The organism is Kamptonema formosum PCC 6407 (genome assembly GCF_000332155.1).
GTDB lineage: Bacteria > Cyanobacteriota > Cyanobacteriia > Cyanobacteriales > Microcoleaceae > Kamptonema > Kamptonema formosum.
Genome location: NZ_KB235904.1, coordinates 2298260 through 2320225, shown reverse-complemented (window position 1 = coordinate 2320225; position 21966 = coordinate 2298260). Strand labels below are relative to the sequence as shown.

Here is a 21966-nt window from a genome sequence, read left to right as displayed (position 1 = left end):
TTAGCCATTAGCAAATAACTGCTCTAAAAATCTAAACCCGCTTCGCGAGCTGCTTCTGCTAGAGCTTTTACGCGACCGTGATAGAGGTTGCCTCCCCGGTCAAAGACAACTTTGGAGATACCAGCGCTAGAGCAGCGCTTGGCAATCAATTGACCGACTTGCACGGAAGCGTTACAGTTACCGCCGCTCTTGAGGTCGGTTTTTAATTCGGGATCGAGGGTTGACGCAGATACCAAAGTGTGCTGCTTGGTGTCGTCAATTACCTGTGCATAGATATGCTGGTGAGAGCGAAACACTGCCAACCGGGGGCGTTCGGGAGTACCAGATACCTTGCGCCGCACTCGGCGGTGACGGCGCTCTATTGATTCTTTACGAGTAAGTTTCATTTTTACTTCTTCTTCCCTGCTGTCTTGCCAGCCTTGCGTCTGACTACTTCGCCGGTGTAGCGAATGCCTTTGCCCTTGTAGACTTCAGGTGGGCGGACTGCCCGGATGCGGGCGGCGGTGTTTCCCACCAATTCTTTATCAATGCCGCTGACAATCACGTTGACGTTGCCTTCAACTGCCACTTGAATGCCTTCTGGGGGCGGCATTTCGACGGGTTTGCTGTAACCCACGTTTAAGATCAGGTTGCGACCTTGAACTTGAGCCCGATAGCCCACGCCCTGAATTTCCAGACGACGCTGAAAGCCGTTTGAGACTCCCTCTACCATATTAGATACGAGAGTGCGGCACAGGCCGTGCAACTGGCGGGCGGTACGGGATTCGTCCCGGCGTGTTACTAACAAGGTTTCCCCTTCCAGTTCTAAGACGACTTCTGCCGGCAATAGTCGAGAAAGTTCACCTTTTGGCCCTTTAACTGCAACGTGCTGACCGTCAATGGTGACGGTCACTTTACTAGGTATGCTAATTGGGCGCTTACCAATTCGAGACATAATTTTTTGTCCTTTGTCTTTTGTCCTTTGTCTGTTGGTAATTGGTAATTGGTAATTGGTAATTGGTAATTGGTAAGCGGTAATTGGTAATCGGTAATTGCTGTTAATAACCAACAATAAACAACTAACAACTAACCGTTAACAGTTAACAGTTAACTGTCAACAATTACCATACATAACAAAGCACTTCACCGCCTAAACCTTGCCGTCTGGCTTCTCTATCGGTCATAATGCCGCTGGAGGTGGAGATGATGGCTATGCCAATTCCGCCTAAAACTCGCGGTAATTCTTTGCGATTAGAGTAAACGCGCAAGCCGGGTTTGCTGACTCGCTTGAGGGCGGTAATGATCGGGCGGCGAGTTTTGCCTTTGTACTTTAAAGAGAGCACTAAATGCCGCTTGATGCCTTCGCCTGCCTCTTCAATTTCAGCGATAAAGCCTTCACTTTTCAGGACTTCAGCAATGCTGCGAGTCATTTTTGTGGAGGGAATCTCAGTAGTTTGGTGTCGCGCCATGCAGGAGTTGCGAATGCGCGTCAGCATATCTGCAATAGTATCGTTAGCTGCCATCTGTTGTTCTTTACTTTACTACTAATACCTGAATGGCATACCCATTTCTTTGAGCAATGCGCGACCTTCTTCGTCGGTGTTGGCTGTGGTGATGATTGAAATGTCCATCCCGCGAATTTGATCGATGCTATCGTATTCTATTTCTGGAAAGATTAGCTGTTCTCTCAATCCCAAGCTATAGTTGCCGCGCCCGTCAAAACTTTTGGCGCTAACGCCACGAAAGTCGCGAATGCGGGGAAGAGTAAGATTGATCAACCGTTCCAGAAAAGCATACATCCGGTCTGAGCGCAGCGTGACCATCACGCCAACGGGTACTCCTTTGCGGATTTTGAAGCCTGCGATCGCTTTTTTTGCTCTTGTCACTACAGGTTTTTGACCTGCGATGATGCCAATTTCAGTGATTGAGGATTCGAGAGCTTTAGCGTTTTGAGATGCTTCGCCCAATCCTCTGTTTATAGTGACTTTCACCACTTTGGGGACTTGATGGATATTAGTGTATTTAAACTGATCCATCAGTTTCGGGACAATTTTTTCTTGGTACGTGGTCTTGAGTTGTATTGCCATAATTGCTTTGTGTCTTTGCTGTTCCTGGGCGTGGTCAGGAAATTGCTAATTGCTAATTGCTAATTGTTAACTGTTAACTGTTAACTGTTAACTGTTAGTCGATGATTTCACCAGTTTTCTTGAGCTTGCGAACTTTGCGACCATCTTCGGTGAAGGTGAAGCAAACGCGGCTAGCTACTTTTTCTTTGGTGGAATAGAGCATTACATTGGAGCTGTGGATGGGGCCTTCAAAGGTAGTGATTTTACCTGATTCGCCTTCCTGCTGGGGTTTAACGTGCTTAGTTTTGACGTTAATTCCTTGGACAACTACTTTGCTAGCTTGAGGATATGTCTTTAAGATTTCACCGACTTTGCCCTTATCTTTGCCAGTAATGACTTGAACGGTGTCGCCTTTTTTGACGTGCATTTTGTGGCGGACTTGGGTGCCACTTTTTTTGCCTTGTTTGCTGTACATTAAAGTACCTCCGGCGCTAAAGAAACGATTTTAGTAAAGTTTTTGTCGCGCAATTCGCGGGCGACAGGGCCGAAAACACGAGTGCCTTTCGGGTTGCCGTCAGCGTTGATAATCACAGCAGCATTGTCATCGAAACGGATGCTCATGCCGCTGTCCCGGCGCTCACCTTTGCGAGTACGGACAACAACGGCCCGGACGACATCGGATTTTTTAACTGCCATGTTAGGAATGGCATCTTTGACAACGGCGATAATGACATCGCCGACTCCAGCGTAGCGGCGGTTGCCTCCACCTAATACGCGGATGCACATTAATTTTCTGGCTCCGCTATTGTCGGCTACGTTGAGGTAAGTTTGAGGTTGAATCATGATTTCGATTCCTGCTAATTGCTAATTGTTAATGGTTAACGGTTAACTGTTAACTGTTAACTGTTAACAATTTGTCACCCGTTTTTGGTGGTGAGAATTTCGGCAACGATCCAGTGTTTGGTTTTGCTCAGGGGGCGCGTTTCGGTAATGCGGACGCGATCGCCTGGTTTGCACTGATTTTCTTCGTCGTGAGCTTTATATTTTTTGGTGTTCACGACGGTTTTGCCGTATTTGGTGTGGGAAGCGCGGTTTTCGACTGCTACCACTACCGTTTTATTCATTTTGTCGCTGACGACTAAGCCAACTCTTTCCTTAACTGCCATAGCAACCTATTCCTACTGTGCAACTGACTCTGGTTATTTATAGGGGCCTTCACACTACTAGCTTTTGCTAAGAAGCGCTTTTCGCAGCAGCAAGGGCCTCGGCGGCGGCGGCTCGCGATCGCTCCCCTTCAACTGTCATTAACTGAGCCAGCCGATGCTTGGCGTGCTTGAACTGGTGAGGCTTTTCTAAGCGGCCAGTTGCTTGCAACATTCGCAGTTCCATCAGTTGGCGTTTAATCGCTAAAATCTGCTCTGTGATTTCAGCATCAGTCAAATCTTTAGATTCTTGAATCTTTGATAAAGACATTCTAAGACTGCTCCTCTTCGCGGGTGATGAACTTAGTCTTAATGGGCAATTTAAAGGATGCCAAACGCATCGCTTCGCGAGCAGTTACTTCGGGAACGCCGCCAATTTCAAACAGCACGCGACCCGGCTTAATTACTGCTACCCAAAACTCCGGCGCACCTTTACCTGAACCCATCCGGGTTTCAGCGGCTCGTTGAGTAACTGGTTTATCTGGAAACACGCGAATCCAAATTTTGCCGCCTCTGCGAATATAGCGAGTCATGGCGCGACGACTGGCCTCTATTTGACGGGAAGTGATCCAAGCGGGTTCGAGGGCTTGGAGAGCAAATTCGCCAAAGCTAACATTGTTACCGCGAGTGGCAACTCCATTCATCCGCCCGCGTTGCTGCTTGCGGAATTTTGTTCTTTTAGGACTTAACATGGCGTGGGTATTGTTGGTTGTTGGTTGTTAGTTGTTAGTTGTTGGTTGTTAGTTGTTGGTTGTTGGTTATATTTTTCCATTAACTACTAACTACTAACCATTAACTATTAACTATTAACCTTCGTTGGAACGATCTTCAAATTTATGGCGGCGACCCTTATTTTTAGTGCGGGGCGGGCCTGCATTAGGAGCAGGAATATCTTCCTGTCCGGGGATGATTTCGCCTTTGAAAACCCAAACTTTAACGCCTAAAATTCCATAGATGGTTTTGGCGGTGCAGTAAGAATAATCAATGTCTGCACGCAATGTGTGCAGGGGGACTCGACCTTCCCGCGTCCACTCTGTACGGGCAATTTCTGCTCCGTTTAAGCGACCGCTAACTTGGATTTTAATGCCTTCAATCCCAGCTTTTTGAGCGCGGGTGATGGCTTGGCGGACAACTCGACGGAAGGAAACGCGGCGCTCTAATTGCTGGGCAATATATTCAGCAATTAAGGTAGCGTCAGCATCTACACGCTGCACTTCTACAACGTTGATCCGAATCTGACGGTTGCTGCCTAATTGTTGCTGCAAACCTACTCGCAATTGTTCGATTCCCGTCCCGCCACGACCGACGACTACGCCGGGTCTAGCTGTTTGTACCTCAAGATCGATTTGGTCAGCTTTCCGGTCAATTTTGACTGAGGAAATACCTGCGTTACTGAGGTTTTTTTGGACGTACTGACGAATTTTCGAGTCTTCTTGTAAAAGCTCTGGATAGTTTTTAGCATCAGCAAACCACCGCGAACGGTGTTCCTGAGTGATGCCAAGTCTAAAACCAACTGGATGAATTTTCTGTCCCATAAGAGTCAAGAAAGAATTAATTAAAGAAGTAAAGAAGACCGCTTCTTAGCTCTTACAGTTAACAATTAACAGTTAAAAGTTAACAGTTAACCTGGTATTCGTTACTCTGCTTGCGTTGCCACTGCGACAGTGATGTGACAAGTGGGTTTGCGAATTTGATAAGCGCGACCTTGAGCTCTGGGTCTAAAGCGTTTCAAGACTGGGCCTTGATCGGCGAAAGCTTGAGAGACAATGAGTTGCGCTCGATCCATGCCTGCGTTATGTTCGGCATTTGCCGCCGCTGAACGCAGGACTTTGAGTATTGGTTCGCAGGCGCGGTAAGGCATGAATTCCAGTAAAACCAGCGCTTCCCTATAAGATTTGCCGCGAATTTGGTCGAGGACTCGCCGCACTTTGTGGGGGGACATTCGGATGTAACGCGCGATCGCTTTTACTTCTGAATTTGTATCAATAGCCATTTAGCTCTTCTCTCTACTTTTCAACAGTTAACAGTTAACAGTTAACAGTTAACAACAATCTATCTTTTTGCCTTTTTATCGCCTTTAGCGTGACCTCTAAAGGTACGAGTCGGGACAAATTCTCCTAATTTATGTCCGACCATTTGCTCGGTTAGATAAACTGGAACGTGCTGGCGGCCGTTATGAACTGCGATCGTGTGACCTACCATCAGAGGTAAAATGGTAGAAGCTCTCGACCAAGTTTTAATAACTTGCCTTTGACCTAGAGAGTTCAGTTTTTCTATTTTGGTGAGCAGGTGATCGGCCACAAATGGGCCTTTTTTTAGCGATCGTGACATGGTAATTGGTAGTTGGTAATTGGTTAACAGTTAACAGTTAACTGTTGACTGTTAACTGTTATTAGGATTAACTTTGCCGTCCGCCTTTTCCACGCTTGGAGGCCTTGCGGCGGCGACGCACGATTAGGGAGTCGCTGCGCTTGTTCTTGCGTCGTGTTTTGGCACCCAAGGCTGGTTTTCCCCAAGGTGTGACGGGGCCGGAGCGACCGATGGGGGCTCTGCCTTCGCCACCACCGTGCGGGTGGTCTACGGGGTTCATGACGCTGCCTCGGACTGTAGGCCGGCGACCTTTCCAGCGAGTACGACCTGCTTTACCGATGCTGATATTTCTGGCTTCAACGTTGCCAACTTGACCGATGGTGGCGTAGCATTTGGCGCGAATTTTGCGCTGTTCGCCAGAAGGCAGTTTGAGGGTAACGTAGTCACCTTCTTTTGCCATTAACTGAGCGGTTGCGCCGGCACAGCGGACAATTTGCCCACCTTTTCCTGGTACTAATTCGACGTTGTGAACGCTGGTACCCAGGGGAATATTAATCAGAGGTAAGGCGTTACCAATTTCGATGGGAGATTCGGGGCCAGAGGTGATGACTGTCCCAATTTTCAAGCCTACGGGATGGAGGATGTACCGCTTTTCGCCATCTTTGTAGAAAACGAGGGCAATTCTCGCGTTACGGTTGGGGTCGTACTCAATGGCTTGGACGGTTCCAGGAACGTTGAGTTTGTCGCGGCGGAAGTCGATAGTCCGGTAAAGACGCTTGTGGCCGCCGCCTCGGTGACGACAGGTGATGACACCGCGATTGTTACGACCTTGTTTGGTGTGCTTGTTTGCCGTCAGCGACTTTTCGGGTTCTGAGCGTGTAATCTCAGCAAAGTCGGAGACGGTGTGTTGTCTGGTGCTTGGGGTATAGGGTCGGTAGGAACGGATGCCCATAATTTGGTAATTGGTAATTGGTAATTGGTAATTGGCTAACTGTTAACCGTTAACTGTTAACTGTTAACCGTCAACTCACAAATTACCGATGTTTACACTTCTGGGAAGAGAATTTTTCTCAAGGGTTCGCCGTCTGCGAGGGTGACGACTGCTCGTTTGTAACGGGGTTTAAATCCCTGGAATTTGCCGACTCTGCGCTTTTTGCGGGGCGGATTTTGGGTGTTCATGCCGATAACTTTGACATTGAACATCTGCTCGACTGCGGCTTTGATAATCGGTTTTGTGGCTTTGGGGGCTACGTCAAAGGTGAACTGGTTGAGTTCCATCATCCGAGTAGCTTTCTCAGTGAGAATGGGTTTATGTAAAACGTCCGCTAAATCGCGGGGATTAAATTCACTCACCGTAAACCTCCTGCATTTTGGCAATGGCTGTGGCTGTGGTAACAATTTTGTCGGCGGCAAGAATGTCGTAGATGTTCAGGGAGCCTGCCAAAATAATTTTGAGGGTGGGGACGTTACGGCCGGATAAATAGATGTTTTCCTGTTTTTCTGGCAGGATTAACAATATTCTTGATTCCGGGTTGGCTCCCCATCGGGCGAGGGCTGTGATTAATTCTTTGGTTTTGGGTCTAGCTATTTGTTCGCTGAAGTCTTCTACCACGATGAAGTCTTCGGCGGCGCGGCTTTGGAGGGCTGTCCGCAATGCTAAACGCCGTTCCTTTTTATTCATTTTGATGTCGAAGTCTCTCGGCTTGGGGCCGAAGCTGACACCGCCGCCACGCCATAGGGGAGAACGGATGGAACCGGCTCTGGCTCTACCTGTTCCTTTTTGCCGCCAAGGTTTGCGACCGCCACCTCTGACTTCTGCTCTGGTTTTGGTGCTGGCTGTTCCTTGACGGGCGTTAACCATTTGCCGTCTTAAGGCTCTATGGACGATGTGAGAGGCATTTTCTTCTTTGGCTACGCGCAATTCTAGGGTGGTTTCCCCTACTTCTTCGCCTTGCCAATTTCGTACTACGCAGTTAACCATAATTTTTGGTAATTGGTAATTGGTAATTGGTAATTGGTAATTGGTAATTGGTAATTGGTAATTGGTAATTGGTGGTAATTGGTAATTGGTAATTAATTAACCAACTAACCGCTAACAAGTGACCACTAACAACTAACTACTAACAACCAACTACTAACGATTACCGACCTACTTTTTTCTCAGGGACTACATTGACTAATGCGCCTGCTTTGCCGGGAACTGCTCCTTTGATGAGCAATAAGTTGCGCTCGGTATCTACTCGCAATACTGTGAGTTTGCGGACGGTGATTTGCACGTTACCTAAGCGTCCTGCCATCCTTTTTCCGGGATAGACGCGACCAGGTGTGGTTCCGGGCCCGATGGAACCTGGTTGACGGTGGTTTTTGGAACCGTGAGCCATTGGCCCGCGTTTGAAGTTATGCCGTTTTTGGAAGCCGGCAAAGCCTTTACCGATGCTAGTACCGATGACATCGACGATTTGACCTGGTGTAAATAGGTCGGCTTTTACTTGTTGGCCTAGTTGAAATTCACCGATATCTTCCAAGCGGTATTCTTGCAGGTGGCGAACTGGGGTTGCTCCTGATTTGGCTAGGTGTCCTAGTTCTGGCTTGTTGAGGGCCTTGGCTTTCACGTCGCCGTAACCGACTTGGATGGCAGCATAGCCATCGGTCTGTTTTGTTTTAATTTGAGTTACTGTACATGGCCCTGCTTGAATGACGGTGACGGGAATGGCTCTTCCCTGTTCGTCAAATACTTGAGTCATGCCTAGTTTTGTGCCGAGAATACCGACAGACACGGTTTGTCTCCCTATTTTTTTTACGCAGTACAACAGTTTCGGACTGGTAGTGTTCCACGAGTCCGCTTGCTCTGATGTAGAAATATTACTGAGAATATGTCTACAAGTTATTAACTCAACCAAATGTTTGACCCTAATTTTTTTTGGGGTCAATCTTAATGGAAGTCTTGCAAGGTTTTAGACTAGCAACGCTTAAGGTGTTTTGTGACCGAGGTTTACTTCGGTGCTGTCTGTTGGTGCCTGGACTTGAGCAGCAAGCTGTTCAGTATCCTAAATTTGGTCTGCTTTCACAATGGGAGTCAGCTCGCAAGCTGGTTCGCTCCGGTTTGCTTGTGTTTCCTGGCTTTGAGCTTTTGACTCGCTTTGGAAGTTGGCAGCTTTTGTTTTTTGGCGACAATTTCTGATTATATATGCGATCTTAAGTTTTGTCTAGCCTTTTGTAAATCTTTTTTGAAGGGTGCGATCGCTTGTAGGTGAAGGGTGCTGGCTGGAGTAACTATTATTTTAACGTAGCAATTTCCGGTCATTGCGAACTCCGCGAAGCAATCTCAATGCCTTGGGATTGCTTTACTACGTTCGCAATGACTAGGATTAAGACTATGCTGGGATGCGATCGCATCTTGCAAGAAACTTTTAATGATACTGAGTGTTTGACTTGACCACCAGGCGATCGCAACTTCAGATGTTTCTCCCATTCTCACAAATCCTCTATCAGCTTGTTAAGCTTTCTCTGTAACGCCGCCATCCTGGCGGTTTATTTACCGCCAGGATGGCGGCGTTACAAATATTTTGCGTAAGTTCAGATCAAAAAAATCCGCACCCCGCGAAACCCTAATTAAATAAGCGGACGATGGGACTCGAACCCACGACGTTCAGCATGGGAAGCTGACATTCTACCACTGAATTACATCCGCGCTCACCTCTTAGATTATTTGATTTTACCTGATTGCCTGAACGTAATACAAGTAGATTAAAAAATATTATGCTTTACATCTAATGGCTGGCTGGCAACTTATATTAACACGACTTACGCAATAGTTAGGCCGCTATCCTGGTGCTAAATCAACCGCCAGGATGGTGGCGTTACGCAAATAATGCGTAAGCCCTAAATTAAGTAAATTCACTTAAAAAAGTAAAACACCAATGACTAAAAAGCTTGCTGTATAAGCATTTTCGTTTATGCCTTCACCTACCAAGCCATCTTGTGCCACGATCCTCTGGCATGATATAGTAGAAAGTTAGCCTTTCTGCCGCCAGACTTTGCACCCCTAAAGCTAGGAGTGATGCGCGTAGTCTTTATACAAAGTTCTGCCAACATCCGTCTGTAGCGTCTACCTCACCTTAACCAGATTATGACAGATTCAATTCGTTTCCTCATGTGCGCCCCCGACCACTACGACGTGGATTATGTGATTAACCCTTGGATGGAGGGGAACGTCCATAAATCATCGCGCGATCGCGCCGTCGAGCAGTGGGAAAAACTGTACCACATTCTCAAAGAAAATGCGATCGTAGACCTTGTAACCCCCCAAAAAGGTTGGCCCGATATGGTCTTCACCGCCAACGCCGGCCTCGTCTTAGGGGACACATTCGTCCTCAGTCGCTTCTACCACAAGGAACGCCAAGGCGAAGAACCCTACTTCAAAGAATGGTTCCAAAGCAAAGGCTACACCGTCCACGAACTCCCCAAAGACCTACCCTTTGAAGGTGCAGGTGACGCTTTACTCGATCGCGAAGGCCGCTGGTTGTGGGCCGGATACGGCTTCCGTTCCGAGCTCGACTCCCATCCCTACTTGGCAAAATGGCTGAACATCGAAGTAATCTCACTGCGTTTAAGTGATGAAAGATTCTATCACTTAGATACCTGTTTTTGTCCCCTTAGTGGTGGCTATTTACTTTACTACCCACCTGCATTTGATTCCTACTCTAACAAAGTAATTGAAATGCGGGTAACACCAGAAAAGTTAATTGCTATTGAAGAAGCAGATGCCATTAACTTCGCCTGCAATGCTGTCAACATTGACAAAGTTGTAGTAATGAATAAGGTGAGCGAATCTCTGAAGAACCGCATAGGAAATGCAGGTTTTAAAGTAATTGAAACCCCATTGACAGAATTTCTAAAAGCTGGCGGTGCGGCTAAGTGCTTGACACTACGGGTAACAGAACCAGTACAGGAAGATCGCTCCGCAAATGTGATGGTAGAAAGCCGCACAATTCGCATGGAAGGTCACTTACTAGACTCTGGATTAATTAGCCAAGCCTTAGATTTAGTTGTCGAAAATGGCGGCAGTTTCCAAGTCTTGAATTTCAATCTGGGAGAGCAACGTCAAAGCACTTCATCGGCTGACGTTAAAGTTTCGGCTCCTTCCCACGAGGTGATGGAAGAAATTATCAGCCTATTAATTGACTTAGGTGCAGTACCACCACCGCAAGAAGTTTGCGATGCCAATTTAGAGCCTGTTATCCAAGATGGCGTAGGGCCAGATGACTTTTATGTTAGTACAATTTATCCGACTGAGGTGCGGGTAAACGGTGAGTGGATCAGAGTTGGAAATCAGCGGATGGATGGCGCAATTGCCATTACTGAAACCCCAAATGGAATTACTGCGAAGTGTAAAATTTTGCGGGATTTAAAAGTAGGTGAAAAAGTAGTTGTTGATGTTGTTGGTATCCGCACAATCCGCAAAGCTGAATCGCGGGAACAACGAAACTCTCAAGAATTTAGCTTTATGTCGGGCAGCGTTTCTAGCGAACGCCGCGTAGAATTGGTAGTGGAACAAGTAGCGTGGGAATTGCGGCAAATTCGCGATCGCGGCGGTAAAGTTGTCGTGACAGCAGGGCCAGTGGTAATTCACACTGGCGGTAGCGAACACTTAACACATTTAATTCGTGAAGGTTACGTGCAAGCATTGTTAGGTGGAAATGCGATCGCAGTTCATGACATGGAACAATCCACGATGGGTACATCTTTAGGTGTTGATATGAAGCGCGGCATTGCTGTTCGCGGCGGACACAGACACCACCTGAAACTAATTAATTCGATCCGGCGTTATGGCAGTATTGCCAAAGCTGTTGAAGCCGGATTTATTACTAGCGGTGTGATGTACGAATGTATCAAGAATAATGTGCCATTTTCTCTGGCAGGTTCTATTCGCGATGATGGGCCACTTCCTGATACTCAAATGGACTTAATTAAGGCTCAGGAAGAATATGCTGAGTTATTGCGTGGTGCGGACATGATTTTGATGTTGTCATCAATGTTGCACTCAATTGGTGTGGGGAATATGACACCAGCAGGAGTGAAGATGGTGTGTGTTGATATTAACCCAGCGGTAGTTACAAAATTAAGCGATCGCGGTTCCATTGAGTCAATTGGTGTGGTGACGGATGTCGGATTATTCCTCAGTTTGTTGGTGAATCAATTGGATAAATTGACCAGTCGTTATCATGTAGCTCAAACTATGTAGATTGAGTTAGTAAGGTGGGAATTACCCACCTTACACTCGTGATATTGTCTTTGTGAAATCGACTGCATTATAATGGAGCCAACACCAGAGCAACTTCGATGGCTATATCTGAAGGGACGCGAATTAACAGCAGATTTCAAATGTTTGATTAGGTTAATTGACATTTTCCCCAATGGGAACTTGTACATTGTGATTCAACCCCGGCAATTCGCAGACCAACGCATAATTCTGTACATCGATCCTAATGGAGGTAAGCGATATGTCTGAAGATATTAAAGAGCAATTCAAACAGCTAACAAATGATGAATTAATTGATTTTGCCCTAGAACATTTAGGAGAGGAGAATGAATATGTACGGCAATTAGCAATGATGGAACACTATGAGAGAACTAAAGACGATCCAAACACAATAACCGATCTGCCTGGAGAAGATAAAGGTTTGCGATTGAAGTTGGCTCAGATAATGGAAAAAGCAAAGCAATAACTAATAGTAAGGTGGGAATTACCCACCTTACACTCGTGATATTGTCTTTTTGAAATCAACTTGATTATAATGGAGCCAACACCAGAACAACTTCGCACACTATATGTGACTACACACCAATTAACTGTACAGCTAAAATGCTTTATTCGGTTAGTTGATATCTTCCCCAATGGAAAATTGTACATGGTGATTCAACCCCGGCAATTCCCAGACCAACGTATGATTGTTTACATCAATCCTAATGGAGATATAGAATATGTCTGAAGATATTAAAGAACAACTCAAACAGCTAACAAATGATGAATTGATTGATTTTGCTCTAGAACATTTGGGTGAGGAAAATGAATATGTACGGCACTTAGCTATGATGGAACACTATGAGAGAATTAAAGACGATCCAAATACATTAAGAGATCGAGCAGGAGAATTTAAAAACTTGAAAGTGAAGTTGGCTCAGATCATGGATAAAGCAAGGCAATAAGTAAAAGTAAGGTGGGCATTGCCCACTTTACAAAATCACTAAAATTATTGATGGTGAAAAATAATGGTACAGGAATTAATAGACCTCAAAAATTGTATTTTAGAAAGTCGCTATGACGATGCTTTAGCAATTGTTGATGAGTTAGAGGGAATGAGTAAACAGGCAACTTTGCGGAATATTGGGTCTTTTTTACTAATTTTACTAATTCATTTAATTAAGAACCAAGTTGAACAGCGGTTAACAAATTCTTGGGCTGCTTCTATTGCTAATTCTGTTAGAGGTATTAAAAAGCTAAATCTTAAGGATAATAAAACATCTTACTACATCAACGTGGATGAGTGGCAGCCTTTTCTAGAAGATGAACTAGAAGCAGCAATTCGCGAGGCTAGTAGGGAAGTGCTAGAAGGGAAATTAAGCCGCGTTCAACTTTCTCAAAGAGTTGATAGAGGGCAAATTATTTTGATTGCTAATAAGTTTCTTGATTTGACCTACTCTTATTCTAGACAGGAATTGGAAGATGCGATCGATGAATATTTGTCGCATTTGCCTGGGGGTGAAGATTGGAATTTAGAGAGTTAATATTATTTTTTGCTACTCCCAGACTCAAGATGACTGTTCATTGTCCGCAAATTTTTCTCTAAAGCTGCATATTCTGTCTTTGCAAGAAGTTTATCGTTCTTATTATTCACAACAGCTTCTAATGGCAAAACCCGATAATTCAATTTTCCATTTTGGCTGTAACGATGTACCCAAGTAGGAATTGCTTCCACTTTCCCAATTTCTATGGTTTTCTCTGGGAATTTTTTGCGGATATTTACGGTAAAAATCACTCCCAAATCTTTATAATTCCCAATTTGACCAGAAATAAAATTACCCATTGAATAAATTACCACTGCTTTTCTAATACTACCATCTTTTCTAGGTAATTCAAAGATTTTATAAGGCTGGACAACGTGGGGATGACTACCGAGAATAATATCCGCACCAGCTTTTACTAAGCTATCAACGAGTTTTTTTTGTTGAGCATTTGGTTGACGCTGATATTCTTCGCCAAAATGCAAACTAATTGTAACTAAATCGGCTCCCTGCTTTCGCGCTTTGGCAATATCTTTAACGATTTTATGTTCATCGATTAGAGAGACAAGATAGTTTTTACCTTTGGGAATGGGGATGCCATTAGTTCCGTAAGTATAGGCTAATATTGCCATTGAAATATTATTTTTAGTAACTATTAAAATTTTCTCTGCTTCCTTGGCAGATGCGGCTGTACCTGTTGAGTCAAGTTCGCGATCGCGCACATTTTTTATAGTATTAATTACTCCCTTTTCTCCTCTATCTAAGGAATGATTATTAGCGGTTGTCAAAATATTAAAACCTGCATTTTTGATAGCATCTGCCAATTGTGAGGGTGCATTAAACAGTGGATATCCCGTATATCCTCCTGCATCTTCACCCGCTAAGGTTGTCTCTAAATTGCCAATTACCCAATCTCCAGTTAATAGAATTTTCTTGACTTCTGTGAAAAAGCTATCGAATTTATAAGTTTTATTCTGCGAATCATAACCCGATTGCGTTTGACTTTTGTGCATCATAATGTCGCCAACAGCAATTAGTTTAGCTTCTTTGGTATAAGATTGCGGTTTGACGGGAACGGAAGGTTGAGAGGATGGACTATTCTTTGAGATTGGTGTGCGATCGGAATTTTGGGAGAGATTGCATCCGGGAAGAAAAAGAATGGCAATTATTAATAATGAATATCTGAGTTTCATCTTATTTTTAGCAGTTTTAGGAATTGTATAGCAATCGCCAAGATTATTAGGAAAATTTTATTTTTTTGAGAACTTACGTAACGCCGTTCTCACTTGTAGTAAAATAATCGCCAAGATAGTGGCGTTACGTAAAGCTTGCATAATTCCTATTTTTTATCGAGTAGCAAACCATTCGGTAATTCCTTGCGCGATCGCATTTGCTAACTTTTTCTGTTCTGTCGGGTTTACAATCCATTCAAACTCTACTGGATTAATCATAAATCCTAATTCCATTAATACAGATGGAGCGACAGCGGGACGAGTCATTGCTAAATTATTCCAGAATACGCCATAGGTCGGGCGATCTAATTTTTCAACTAAATAGTTGTGCAAAAATATTGCTAAACTGTGCGCTTGGGGATGAAACCAAAAAGCTCCAATTCCTTTAGTTTTAATCGCATCGCCGTTATCTGGTAAAGCATTATAATGCAAAGAAATGGCAATCGCAGGTTCTTGTTTATTAATCATTTCTACCCTTGGCGGCAAATCTAAATCGATATCTTCCTCGCGCGTCATAATCACATTCGCACCCCGATTTACTAATTGTTCTCGTACCAACTTTGAGATAATCAAAGCCACACTTTTTTCACGATAACCTGTTGGCCCGATACCCCCCATATCTTGCGGGCCGCCATGTCCCGGATCGAGGAGTATTTTAATTCCTGCTAGTGGCTTTTCTGTTGTACTAATTTTCGCCCCTACAGGTGGATGTTTCAGAGATAGGATTAAAGTTGTCCCCTCATATCTCAACTTATAACCCCAATGTTGAGCAGATTTGAGATTGAAAGTATATTGTACTTGTTGGGGAGATATTTGTTGCCAGTCTAAGCGCGAAATTACTGGGTCATCATCGAGGCGAATAATGTCAGTTTGAGCGGTGGTATTATATAATGTTAGGATAAAGGTTCTTTCTCCCTGTTGCACGGCTACTGGCACTGCTACTTCTAAGGGGAATCGCACCTCTGTCCACTCGCCAACTTGACGCGCACTGGCACTCCGAATTAGCGATCGCACTGGCACTGCATCTTTGAGAATCCGCACTTCTGAGGCTTTAATCCAGGCTCCATAATCCAATCGTAGCCACTCTCCCTCGCGGGATACGATCGCGGCCCTAGTTCCCTTGGGCAGGGGTGTCAAGCGCGAAAAATCCGTACTGGGGCCCGTTCTAGCGACACCTGCATCTGCGGTTACTTCCGCTACTTCAAATTGAGTCGGAGACAAAATTGTAATCTTGCCAGTACCTTGTTGAGTCACAGTTTGACCGTTTACTGTTAGTTGAAATTGGGGTAATCCTAAATCTAGTTTAGCTTTTTCTCCCGTTTCTAAGGATATTTGAGCGCAACCTTGATACTGTCCGATCGCGCTTTTTTCGGGGGAATTCCCCCCAACTAATACAGCCTTATTATCTGGCAAATCCACTTGCGATCGCGCCATTAAAGGAATCGTGTCACCCGCCAATTTTACTGAAACCTGCGCGTTAGGAGGTGCGATCGCGCTAAAGCAAATTAACTCTCCAGGCATTCTCGCTATATCCTGTGATGGCATCAGCGAAGCTTGGGCAAACGTCGCACCTACAGGCACTTCTGGCTGATTTGACTTGCGCGTTACCTTGATTTTTACTTCCTGATTTTCATAGCGCAAACTAAAGCTATTTTGTCCCGCCTGCAAGGGGAAAGTCGGAGCAAAATGTCCTGCTGGACTGCGGTTTTCGATGGGTTTACCATTGACAAATACCTGTCCTTGTGCTGGTGCTGTGCCGATTAAGAAAATGCGATCGGCAGTCGTTTCGTGATTAGCTGGAGGATAGGCGACAAATAAAGGTTGCGCGGCTACGGCTACGGATGCGATCGCCACAATTATTGCCAATACCAATAATCCTAAAATTTTTCTCATAAAAAAAGGATGGGAGTTTGGAAACTCAGTGTCTTCAGACCTGAGAGGAAAAACGACGCAAGGGAATTTATTCCCTCGTGTTCTTAAAGAATTCTACACAGGATTTACACACATTGAGGTCAGAAACCGGGTTTCTTTGTAAATCTCTCGTTGAGAAACCAAGAATTTTTCACACAAACCCGGTTTCTTTGTGTAACGGGTTTCTTTGTAAACTCTCGTTAAGAAACCAAGGATTTTTCACACAAACCCGGTTTCTTTGTGTAATTCCTACTAAAATACCCTATTTTTTCCCTTCTTTTTCAATTTCTAATTAATTCCGTAGAAACGGATCTCCACAATTGCTCTAGTCTATTAGCTGGCATAGTCAAATACAAGACATCCCCAGCACTAAGATAAAAGTTTAGCAAATCCCAGCCGTGAATTGTTTGGCAATTAGTTTCGGCATACAAAGGTACAAAATCAGCAGACATAGCAGCATCTTGAATGCGTTGGCCGCAAAAGGGATGCCCTGGTGTAATTAATGTTGCTAAGGCAACCCAGAGACTATCTAATGTCATCCCATTACCAAAAATCCGCCCTCCAATTGCTGCCGCAGCGAAGGCAGGAGCGGCTATTTCTGTCGGACTTAATACGGCTTCAAATTCAAAGACTTGTTGCACCATGAGTGCAAAATGTGGGTCTTGATTGCGAACAATAACTGGCAGTTTGGGAGCTAATCCTTTAGCGCTTAAGGCAATTTCTAAATTTGACATATCGCTGCTAGTAACTGCTAATAAAGCTTCAGCTTGTTTAATATTAGCTTCTTCTAGGATTGAAGATAAACTTGCATCTCCTTGAATTACGGGAATTTTTAAGGAGCGAGCAGTGCTGAGGAATCTATTGTTAGAGTCGCTGTCTATGACTGCAACTTCATGGCCGTTGGCTTGTAGTTGTTTAGCAATCTGTACTCCTATCCCTCCCAAACCACAGATTATATAGTGATTTCGTTGGGGAATTCGCGCAGCATCCCAATATTCTCTTAAGCGGGTTCCTAATATAAAATCGTTGAGGAGTGCGTAGAAGAGGCCGATCATTCCTGCCCCAACTAACATCATGATTACCGTGAATATTTTAATACTATCTGGGGCATTTTCTACTACTTTATCGTTGCCGCCAGCTCCGGTAATCATGCCGACGGAAAAATAGAAAGCATCAACTATGGAAACATGAAAATTTACAGTTGTATATGTGAATGTGGCTGCTAGAATTATTAGTAAAAGAGTGATGCTGACGCTGACGGCTGATTGAGTTTGCTGCTGAAGTCGCCGTATATTAGTGATGATTTTAAGTAGTTTTTGAGTAAAAGTTTTGCGGCGCGATCGCACGCTGGGTTGAGTGGCAATAATTAGGCGATCGCCTTGCTGTAAATATCCATGAGCTAGAACCGCCGATACTAGGTCAATTTTATTATCCGCTGGCAGATAATAGATCAGCATTCGCGATCGATCTTCCCATAAATCCCTCAGTTTTCGACCTTTCCAGGCATGATTTTCATCGATATATTCTTCGTGAATCGGCCAAGTCTGGTTAAATAGGCGCAACTGTCCAATTGCTTGATTGCCAAGAGCTGCAAAGGAAAACACGGGAGCGGCTAAGGAGGAAACGCTCATTGTGGTATGCTCCGGCAGGGTATGGTCTAGGCGATCGCCCAGGCTGGTATTGAAGAGGCGGTTAATGATGCGAATTTTAGGATTGAGAATCCTTGCTTGCATCAAAATTGCCAAATTTACGGCATCGTCATCTCCCGCTAAAACGAGGGTGTGAGCGTTTTGAATGCCGGCGGCCAATAAACTTGAGGCTGCTTGTAAGTTGCCTACTACGACATCGGAACCTTCACATCTCAAAGGGCGATCGCTGATACCAACAACGATCGCTCCTTGCTGTCTCAACAAACAGAAAATCTTGTACCCTGTGCGACCTAAGCCGCAAACTATGATTCGAGGTTTCATAGAAAGTTCGTTGCAATACAATCTAGGAGTTGCCTAGATTGTGCAATTTACTATTATCCAGTGTTGGTACTTGGAAGATTGTAGCTAAAAATACTATTAGACATTTTGATTCAAAATGGCGGTGGGCTGATTTTAATAGGAGCTCAAGTGATGATTTTAAGTAGTTTTTCGCTAAAAGTTTTGCGGCGCGATCGCGTGATTTAATGATACTTGTATGTTCAGCAATTAATTAATGAGCGGAATTAATCGCCAAATCACTCTTGACAGCAGGCACATTGCTAAACACTTGCCAGACACGCCACAAATGAGAAGATTGCTTAATAAAGGACGTGCTGCCCATATTTTTAATGATGAGGCTACTATGAATCAGGTAGCTCAAGCCATAATAGAAGATGGAGAATTTACAGGTACGATTCGGGGCTACGATCGTTATGGTATGTTTTTTGTTGAATCAATTGGTTATAGAGTTGACCCGAATAGTAGCCGCCTTTTACTTTATTATGGAGAGATAAAAGTCGATGCTGAAAACCGATATCACGTTACCCCTCGAAGCCGACCTAGTGAAGAATAATTGGGAGTTTACAGAGGTATGGATCGATCCAAACCTTTCACCGCCTTATCTGCTTTTGTTACTAAGTGATGCTGAGGGAAATTGTCGAATCTACGATCCGGCTGAGGGTTATAAAGTTGTGTTTTCTAGTCAGAGTTATGATGAGGCACAGTATTGGCTTTTGGAGGATGAATATGAACCGATAGAAGGGCGATTGAGAGTGTCGGAGTTAGTTTGAATAATTGGTGTTGAAGGTGCGATGCCTGCGGCTGGCGTAGCTGCGGCGCTTGGGGATGAGGTGAAATTTAGATAATTTTCAAGCTAACATTCGAGCGTGAGCGATTTCTCTGTCACGGATCAGACGGACTTGTGAACTAAAGAGTGAGACAATAGCTACTGTTTTCCCGGTCAAAGTAACAAATTCTACTTCATATCCTACGCCACCTTGATGTACTAAAACAACGGTGCCAATATCGCCTTGGCTTAAGTTTTGTTCTGGGATGTCAGTTGTTAAAACAACGCTGTCAAGTTCTTGAATCATTTTCTTTTTTAATCTGGTGGATAGGCACTTATTAGCCTGGGAATTTCGCCTCCGGTTTCAATAAACCAGACAGAACGCACAAAGGGTTTTCTGCCATCTGCTGCGAGGATTTCTCCTTCAACAACGTACCGAGTGCCAAAAGGCGATTCTTCAATTTTAGCTAATTCATGCTCAGCAGCATGACGCAGCAAGGCAGTTGCCATGATTTCCCAAGCATCGACGGAGAAGCCAAACCGCAAAAAAAATTTGGCTTTGCTTTTCCCGTCCCGGTGGGTAAGTGAGAGCAGATATTCGGTAATTTTCTTTTGAGGAGCCACTGCTCTTTCATAATTGGGCAGTTTCAATGACTCTCTCCAGAGCTGATTATGTCTATGTTAACCAGATTTGAGGCGATCGGTCAAGGATGGGAGCGATCGCGCTTGGGGATAAATAGTAATATTGCTAGATTGACAACTTTATATCTAAGGAAGCGGAAATGATACAGCCTGAACTTTTTGATGTTGTTGAATTGTTAGTAGATTTGCCTGAAGATCGTGTCTATTCAGGAAATCAAGGGGCAATAGTAGAGTGCTACTATGATGGCAATTATGAAGTGGAGTTTACCAATAATGAAGGAGAAACTTTAGCTTTGTGTACGTTATCAGAGGAGCAATTTATTGTGGTTTGGAAAGCTAGTACAAAAAGCTGGCTGTCAAGTTCGGAGAAAATTACAGCAATTATTAATCATTTACCCGATCGCTCTCAGGAAGAAGTGTTAGAATTTGCTTGTTCTTTGTATCGGCGGTAGTTTGTTTGGAGAAAGCGCGATCGCACTTTTTCATAAGTTGGAATGGGAGGGGCGATCGCTTACATAAAAGTGTAATTTGAGATAGATTCGTAGGGATACACTATGACTCTTTTCTAAACTCTTTCCCAAAACCTAACTGTTCTATCCTTACTACCGCTTGCTAAAGTTTTACCATCAGGACTAAAAGTAAGTGATGTTACTACATTATGATGTTTAGGTAAAACTACATTTTCCATAGTTTTAACATCCCAAGTTTCAATTATACCGCTATCGTCTCCACTAGCAATTAATTTACCATCAGGGCTAAAAGCAACTGTTCTGACTCTAGCTGAGTGTTTTCCGCTATTCAATTCTTTACCACTATCGACATCCCAAAGTTTGATACTATTGTCATCGCCACCGCTGACAAGTATTCTACCATCAGGACTAAAAGCTAATGAATTAATAGGTAAGCCATTAGACAAACCCTGCGCTGGAAAACTTTTAATCTTTTTTCTACTGTTCCAATTATAAGACTGAATATTTCCCTCACCATCCCCAATGACAAAAATAGAGCTATGTTCGTCTGGGCTAACAGCTATAGCCCTAATCTCACTTACAAAGTTCTCAATTGGTTGGCCTCTTTTGCCACCGGTTTTAACATCCCAGAAAAAAATTATTTTATCTTTACTGCCACTAATTAGCATTTCGCTATCTGGAGTAAAAGCTACGGGTATAATTCTACTGAACTCAATGTTTTTATGTCCATGAATTTCTTTATGCTCTTTTTTTTCTTCAATATTCCATAATTTTATGACACCATATCCGATTTTTTGAATGATTCCAGTAGCCATATACTGACCATTAGGACTAATTGCAATAGGATGAGGATAGCCGAATCCAATAATATCTTCTTTGGCAGAAAAAGTATCTTGGTTAGTCCCTAAATTTTTGATAATAATTGTTTGTTGGTGTTCGTATCTAATCGCAATAGAATTGCCTTTGGGTAAAAATGTCACTGATGTAACTTCACCATCAAGATAATTAGTCCTTTGGTTTCTCCAGCCTTGACTTTTACTGCTTTTTTTCTGCGGATCTACCTCTGGAAAAACTGGCGCTTTAGGTTTGTCTGGTTCCTCTGGTTTCTGGATATCAACACCATAAGGATCTAGTTTCTGATATTGTAGGCAAGATTCAGAACTATCTTGTGGTAGGCTAAAACATACTGAAGCTGTAGCAGGTTCAACCCTTGTACATTCCCAAAATTCACGATAAGGTTGAATAATCATTCCGTGAGCCATTTCGATAGTATCTTTGGAAACTATCACATCTGGGAGTAATCCCTTAATAACAATTCCTTCAATTAACAAAATTTCTCGACCAAATGAATCTTTTAAAACTCCACTCCCTTCAATGCCCATGTCTTCAAAGGTTGTTTCAATCACTCGAAATACTATGGTTAATTTTCCAACTTTAGATTTATGTATTTCTCGGTAGAAAGACACATTTTCTGCTGTTAGATTACCGCCTGCTGTGTTGGCAATAGTATTGGCATCACCAACTTTACACATAAAGTCAGGGGCAACTATTGTTCTATAGTCAAGGTGGCGATTAGCGCTAACTAAAAAAGGCCAACAATCTAAATTTTTCATAA

General features: G+C 43.8%; 31 protein-coding genes and 1 tRNA gene. 8 read left to right on the top strand and 24 right to left on the bottom strand.

Going from position 1 to position 21966, the window contains the following annotated elements; all coding sequences use genetic code 11:
- Positions 1–23 precede the first annotated feature (23 nt).
- From rplR to OSCIL6407_RS0127060, 18 genes are all read right to left on the bottom strand, one after another.
- Positions 24–386: a 50S ribosomal protein L18 gene (gene rplR / locus OSCIL6407_RS0127150; RefSeq protein WP_007356155.1), complete on the bottom strand. Its 363-nt coding sequence runs from the start codon at positions 384–386 to the stop codon at positions 24–26.
- A gap of 2 nt (positions 387–388) precedes the next feature.
- Positions 389–934 carry a 50S ribosomal protein L6 gene (gene rplF, locus OSCIL6407_RS0127145; RefSeq protein ID WP_007356156.1) on the bottom strand — a complete coding sequence of 182 codons (546 nt, stop codon included), beginning with the start codon at positions 932–934 and terminating at the stop codon, positions 389–391.
- Between the two features lie 166 nt (positions 935–1100).
- On the bottom strand, positions 1101–1502 hold the full coding sequence (gene rpsH, locus OSCIL6407_RS0127140) for a 30S ribosomal protein S8 (protein ID WP_007354593.1): 402 nt from the start codon (positions 1500–1502) through the stop codon (positions 1101–1103).
- A 21-nt stretch (positions 1503–1523) separates the two neighbouring features.
- Positions 1524–2066 (bottom strand): 50S ribosomal protein L5, encoded by a 543-nt coding sequence (rplE, locus tag OSCIL6407_RS0127135; protein WP_007354592.1) that lies wholly within the window; start codon positions 2064–2066, stop codon positions 1524–1526.
- A 94-nt stretch (positions 2067–2160) separates the two neighbouring features.
- Complete coding sequence (gene rplX / locus OSCIL6407_RS0127130; protein ID WP_007354591.1) at positions 2161–2520, bottom strand: 50S ribosomal protein L24; 360 nt, start codon at positions 2518–2520, stop codon at positions 2161–2163.
- The gene (gene rplN / locus OSCIL6407_RS0127125) at positions 2520–2888 is read right to left on the bottom strand and encodes a 50S ribosomal protein L14 (RefSeq protein ID WP_007354590.1); all 369 of its coding nucleotides are present in this window, start codon (positions 2886–2888) and stop codon (positions 2520–2522) included. Before rplN ends, rplX begins: the two co-directional genes overlap by 1 nt.
- A gap of 74 nt (positions 2889–2962) precedes the next feature.
- Positions 2963–3211 carry a 30S ribosomal protein S17 gene (rpsQ, locus tag OSCIL6407_RS0127120; RefSeq protein ID WP_007354589.1) on the bottom strand — a complete coding sequence of 83 codons (249 nt, stop codon included), beginning with the start codon at positions 3209–3211 and terminating at the stop codon, positions 2963–2965.
- Between the two features lie 67 nt (positions 3212–3278).
- A complete protein-coding gene (gene rpmC, locus OSCIL6407_RS0127115; protein ID WP_007354588.1) occupies positions 3279–3518 on the bottom strand; it encodes a 50S ribosomal protein L29 in 240 nt (79 codons plus the stop codon).
- Position 3519: 1 nt separating this feature from the next.
- On the bottom strand, positions 3520–3939 hold the full coding sequence (rplP, locus tag OSCIL6407_RS0127110; protein ID WP_019487908.1) for a 50S ribosomal protein L16: 420 nt from the start codon (positions 3937–3939) through the stop codon (positions 3520–3522).
- Between the two features lie 114 nt (positions 3940–4053).
- Complete coding sequence (gene rpsC / locus OSCIL6407_RS0127105; protein ID WP_007354586.1) at positions 4054–4782, bottom strand: 30S ribosomal protein S3; 729 nt, start codon at positions 4780–4782, stop codon at positions 4054–4056.
- 101 nt (positions 4783–4883) lie between these two features.
- Positions 4884–5240: a 50S ribosomal protein L22 gene (rplV, locus tag OSCIL6407_RS0127100; protein WP_007354585.1), complete on the bottom strand. Its 357-nt coding sequence runs from the start codon at positions 5238–5240 to the stop codon at positions 4884–4886.
- Between the two features lie 59 nt (positions 5241–5299).
- Entirely contained in the window at positions 5300–5578 is a 279-nt protein-coding gene (gene rpsS, locus OSCIL6407_RS0127095) for a 30S ribosomal protein S19 (RefSeq protein WP_019487907.1), read from the bottom strand.
- A gap of 67 nt (positions 5579–5645) precedes the next feature.
- The gene (gene rplB / locus OSCIL6407_RS0127090; protein WP_007354583.1) at positions 5646–6509 is read right to left on the bottom strand and encodes a 50S ribosomal protein L2; all 864 of its coding nucleotides are present in this window, start codon (positions 6507–6509) and stop codon (positions 5646–5648) included.
- A 92-nt stretch (positions 6510–6601) separates the two neighbouring features.
- Positions 6602–6910 (bottom strand): 50S ribosomal protein L23, encoded by a 309-nt coding sequence (locus OSCIL6407_RS0127085; RefSeq protein ID WP_007354582.1) that lies wholly within the window; start codon positions 6908–6910, stop codon positions 6602–6604.
- Positions 6903–7538, bottom strand: coding sequence for a 50S ribosomal protein L4 (gene rplD / locus OSCIL6407_RS0127080; RefSeq protein WP_007354581.1), 636 nt, complete (start codon positions 7536–7538; stop codon positions 6903–6905). The genes OSCIL6407_RS0127085 and rplD overlap by 8 nt, the downstream gene beginning before the upstream one ends.
- 160 nt (positions 7539–7698) lie before the next feature.
- Entirely contained in the window at positions 7699–8334 is a 636-nt protein-coding gene (gene rplC / locus OSCIL6407_RS0127070; protein WP_007357352.1) for a 50S ribosomal protein L3, read from the bottom strand.
- 548 nt (positions 8335–8882) lie between these two features.
- Entirely contained in the window at positions 8883–9029 is a 147-nt protein-coding gene (locus OSCIL6407_RS35670; RefSeq protein ID WP_155523436.1) for a hypothetical protein, read from the bottom strand.
- Between the two features lie 147 nt (positions 9030–9176).
- Positions 9177–9248 (bottom strand) — tRNA-Gly (locus OSCIL6407_RS0127060).
- Positions 9249–9686: 438 nt separating this feature from the next.
- On the opposite strand from OSCIL6407_RS0127060, the gene argZ reads away from it, so the two are divergent.
- The 5 genes from argZ (at position 9687) to OSCIL6407_RS0127040 (ending at position 13345) form a co-directional block, all read left to right on the top strand.
- Positions 9687–11801, top strand: coding sequence for a bifunctional arginine dihydrolase/ornithine cyclodeaminase (argZ, locus tag OSCIL6407_RS0127055; RefSeq protein WP_007357355.1), 2115 nt, complete (start codon positions 9687–9689; stop codon positions 11799–11801).
- 259 nt (positions 11802–12060) lie between these two features.
- Positions 12061–12285 carry a hypothetical protein gene (locus tag OSCIL6407_RS0127050; RefSeq protein ID WP_007357357.1) on the top strand — a complete coding sequence of 75 codons (225 nt, stop codon included), beginning with the start codon at positions 12061–12063 and terminating at the stop codon, positions 12283–12285.
- A 69-nt stretch (positions 12286–12354) separates the two neighbouring features.
- Positions 12355–12549, top strand: a complete 195-nt coding sequence (locus OSCIL6407_RS33600) for a hypothetical protein (RefSeq protein ID WP_148288938.1) — start codon at positions 12355–12357, stop codon at positions 12547–12549.
- Entirely contained in the window at positions 12542–12766 is a 225-nt protein-coding gene (locus OSCIL6407_RS0127045) for a hypothetical protein (protein WP_007357359.1), read from the top strand. The genes OSCIL6407_RS33600 and OSCIL6407_RS0127045 overlap by 8 nt, the downstream gene beginning before the upstream one ends.
- 63 nt (positions 12767–12829) lie before the next feature.
- Positions 12830–13345 carry a DUF29 family protein gene (locus OSCIL6407_RS0127040; protein ID WP_007357360.1) on the top strand — a complete coding sequence of 172 codons (516 nt, stop codon included), beginning with the start codon at positions 12830–12832 and terminating at the stop codon, positions 13343–13345.
- 2 nt (positions 13346–13347) lie between these two features.
- Here the strand turns inward: OSCIL6407_RS0127040 and OSCIL6407_RS0127035 are convergent, their stop codons facing one another.
- The 3 genes from OSCIL6407_RS0127035 to OSCIL6407_RS0127025 all read right to left on the bottom strand — a co-directional run bounded on the left by OSCIL6407_RS0127035 (position 13348) and on the right by OSCIL6407_RS0127025 (position 18455).
- Positions 13348–14535: a CapA family protein gene (locus OSCIL6407_RS0127035; protein ID WP_007357361.1), complete on the bottom strand. Its 1188-nt coding sequence runs from the start codon at positions 14533–14535 to the stop codon at positions 13348–13350.
- 153 nt (positions 14536–14688) lie between these two features.
- The gene (locus OSCIL6407_RS0127030) at positions 14689–16467 is read right to left on the bottom strand and encodes an N-acetylmuramoyl-L-alanine amidase (protein ID WP_007357362.1); all 1779 of its coding nucleotides are present in this window, start codon (positions 16465–16467) and stop codon (positions 14689–14691) included.
- A 299-nt stretch (positions 16468–16766) separates the two neighbouring features.
- A complete protein-coding gene (locus tag OSCIL6407_RS0127025) occupies positions 16767–18455 on the bottom strand; it encodes a potassium channel family protein (protein WP_007357363.1) in 1689 nt (562 codons plus the stop codon).
- Between the two features lie 232 nt (positions 18456–18687).
- On the opposite strand from OSCIL6407_RS0127025, the gene OSCIL6407_RS0127015 reads away from it, so the two are divergent.
- Entirely contained in the window at positions 18688–19026 is a 339-nt protein-coding gene (locus OSCIL6407_RS0127015; protein WP_007357364.1) for a DUF6972 family protein, read from the top strand.
- Positions 19016–19243 carry a hypothetical protein gene (locus OSCIL6407_RS0127010; protein ID WP_019487902.1) on the top strand — a complete coding sequence of 76 codons (228 nt, stop codon included), beginning with the start codon at positions 19016–19018 and terminating at the stop codon, positions 19241–19243. The genes OSCIL6407_RS0127015 and OSCIL6407_RS0127010 overlap by 11 nt, the downstream gene beginning before the upstream one ends.
- Before the next feature lie 78 nt (positions 19244–19321).
- On the opposite strand, the gene OSCIL6407_RS0127005 is transcribed toward OSCIL6407_RS0127010, so the two are convergent.
- Positions 19322–19546 carry a DUF4926 domain-containing protein gene (locus tag OSCIL6407_RS0127005; RefSeq protein WP_007357366.1) on the bottom strand — a complete coding sequence of 75 codons (225 nt, stop codon included), beginning with the start codon at positions 19544–19546 and terminating at the stop codon, positions 19322–19324.
- 8 nt (positions 19547–19554) lie between these two features.
- A complete protein-coding gene (locus OSCIL6407_RS0127000) occupies positions 19555–19890 on the bottom strand; it encodes a DUF6883 domain-containing protein (RefSeq protein WP_007357367.1) in 336 nt (111 codons plus the stop codon).
- A gap of 131 nt (positions 19891–20021) precedes the next feature.
- On the opposite strand from OSCIL6407_RS0127000, the gene OSCIL6407_RS0126995 reads away from it, so the two are divergent.
- Positions 20022–20333: a DUF4926 domain-containing protein gene (locus tag OSCIL6407_RS0126995; protein WP_007357368.1), complete on the top strand. Its 312-nt coding sequence runs from the start codon at positions 20022–20024 to the stop codon at positions 20331–20333.
- 113 nt (positions 20334–20446) lie between these two features.
- Here OSCIL6407_RS0126995 and OSCIL6407_RS0126990 read toward each other — a convergent pair whose 3' ends face one another.
- The gene (locus OSCIL6407_RS0126990; protein WP_019487901.1) at positions 20447–21964 is read right to left on the bottom strand and encodes a WD40 repeat domain-containing protein; all 1518 of its coding nucleotides are present in this window, start codon (positions 21962–21964) and stop codon (positions 20447–20449) included.
- Between the last annotated feature and the right edge of the window lie 2 nt (positions 21965–21966).

Excerpts from the sequence above, each read along its gene's own strand:
- OSCIL6407_RS0127005 (WP_007357366.1), bottom strand. The coding sequence starts at position 19,546 with ATGATTCAAGAACTTGACAGCGTTGTTTTAACAACTGACATCCCAGAA.
- rpmC (WP_007354588.1), bottom strand. The coding sequence starts at position 3,518 with ATGTCTTTATCAAAGATTCAAGAATCTAAAGATTTGACTGATGCTGAA.
- rpsH (WP_007354593.1), bottom strand. The coding sequence starts at position 1,502 with ATGGCAGCTAACGATACTATTGCAGATATGCTGACGCGCATTCGCAAC.
- OSCIL6407_RS0127025 (WP_007357363.1), bottom strand. The coding sequence starts at position 18,455 with ATGAAACCTCGAATCATAGTTTGCGGCTTAGGTCGCACAGGGTACAAG.
- OSCIL6407_RS0126995 (WP_007357368.1), top strand. The coding sequence starts at position 20,022 with ATGATACAGCCTGAACTTTTTGATGTTGTTGAATTGTTAGTAGATTTG.
- OSCIL6407_RS0127040 (WP_007357360.1), top strand. The coding sequence starts at position 12,830 with ATGGTACAGGAATTAATAGACCTCAAAAATTGTATTTTAGAAAGTCGC.
- rplR (WP_007356155.1), bottom strand. The coding sequence starts at position 386 with ATGAAACTTACTCGTAAAGAATCAATAGAGCGCCGTCACCGCCGAGTG.
- OSCIL6407_RS33600 (WP_148288938.1), top strand. The coding sequence starts at position 12,355 with ATGGAGCCAACACCAGAACAACTTCGCACACTATATGTGACTACACAC.
- rplB (WP_007354583.1), bottom strand. The coding sequence starts at position 6,509 with ATGGGCATCCGTTCCTACCGACCCTATACCCCAAGCACCAGACAACAC.
- rplF (WP_007356156.1), bottom strand. The coding sequence starts at position 934 with ATGTCTCGAATTGGTAAGCGCCCAATTAGCATACCTAGTAAAGTGACC.
- OSCIL6407_RS0126990 (WP_019487901.1), bottom strand. The coding sequence starts at position 21,964 with ATGAAAAATTTAGATTGTTGGCCTTTTTTAGTTAGCGCTAATCGCCAC.
- OSCIL6407_RS0127030 (WP_007357362.1), bottom strand. The coding sequence starts at position 16,467 with ATGAGAAAAATTTTAGGATTATTGGTATTGGCAATAATTGTGGCGATC.
- OSCIL6407_RS0127035 (WP_007357361.1), bottom strand. The coding sequence starts at position 14,535 with ATGAAACTCAGATATTCATTATTAATAATTGCCATTCTTTTTCTTCCC.
- rplV (WP_007354585.1), bottom strand. The coding sequence starts at position 5,240 with ATGGCTATTGATACAAATTCAGAAGTAAAAGCGATCGCGCGTTACATC.
- OSCIL6407_RS0127050 (WP_007357357.1), top strand. The coding sequence starts at position 12,061 with ATGTCTGAAGATATTAAAGAGCAATTCAAACAGCTAACAAATGATGAA.
- rpsC (WP_007354586.1), bottom strand. The coding sequence starts at position 4,782 with ATGGGACAGAAAATTCATCCAGTTGGTTTTAGACTTGGCATCACTCAG.
- rplX (WP_007354591.1), bottom strand. The coding sequence starts at position 2,520 with ATGTACAGCAAACAAGGCAAAAAAAGTGGCACCCAAGTCCGCCACAAA.
- rplP (WP_019487908.1), bottom strand. The coding sequence starts at position 3,939 with ATGTTAAGTCCTAAAAGAACAAAATTCCGCAAGCAGCAACGCGGGCGG.
- argZ (WP_007357355.1), top strand. The coding sequence starts at position 9,687 with ATGACAGATTCAATTCGTTTCCTCATGTGCGCCCCCGACCACTACGAC.
- rplN (WP_007354590.1), bottom strand. The coding sequence starts at position 2,888 with ATGATTCAACCTCAAACTTACCTCAACGTAGCCGACAATAGCGGAGCC.
- rplD (WP_007354581.1), bottom strand. The coding sequence starts at position 7,538 with ATGGTTAACTGCGTAGTACGAAATTGGCAAGGCGAAGAAGTAGGGGAA.
- rpsQ (WP_007354589.1), bottom strand. The coding sequence starts at position 3,211 with ATGGCAGTTAAGGAAAGAGTTGGCTTAGTCGTCAGCGACAAAATGAAT.
- rpsS (WP_019487907.1), bottom strand. The coding sequence starts at position 5,578 with ATGTCACGATCGCTAAAAAAAGGCCCATTTGTGGCCGATCACCTGCTC.
- OSCIL6407_RS0127015 (WP_007357364.1), top strand. The coding sequence starts at position 18,688 with ATGAGCGGAATTAATCGCCAAATCACTCTTGACAGCAGGCACATTGCT.
- OSCIL6407_RS0127045 (WP_007357359.1), top strand. The coding sequence starts at position 12,542 with ATGTCTGAAGATATTAAAGAACAACTCAAACAGCTAACAAATGATGAA.
- OSCIL6407_RS35670 (WP_155523436.1), bottom strand. The coding sequence starts at position 9,029 with ATGGGAGAAACATCTGAAGTTGCGATCGCCTGGTGGTCAAGTCAAACA.
- rplE (WP_007354592.1), bottom strand. The coding sequence starts at position 2,066 with ATGGCAATACAACTCAAGACCACGTACCAAGAAAAAATTGTCCCGAAA.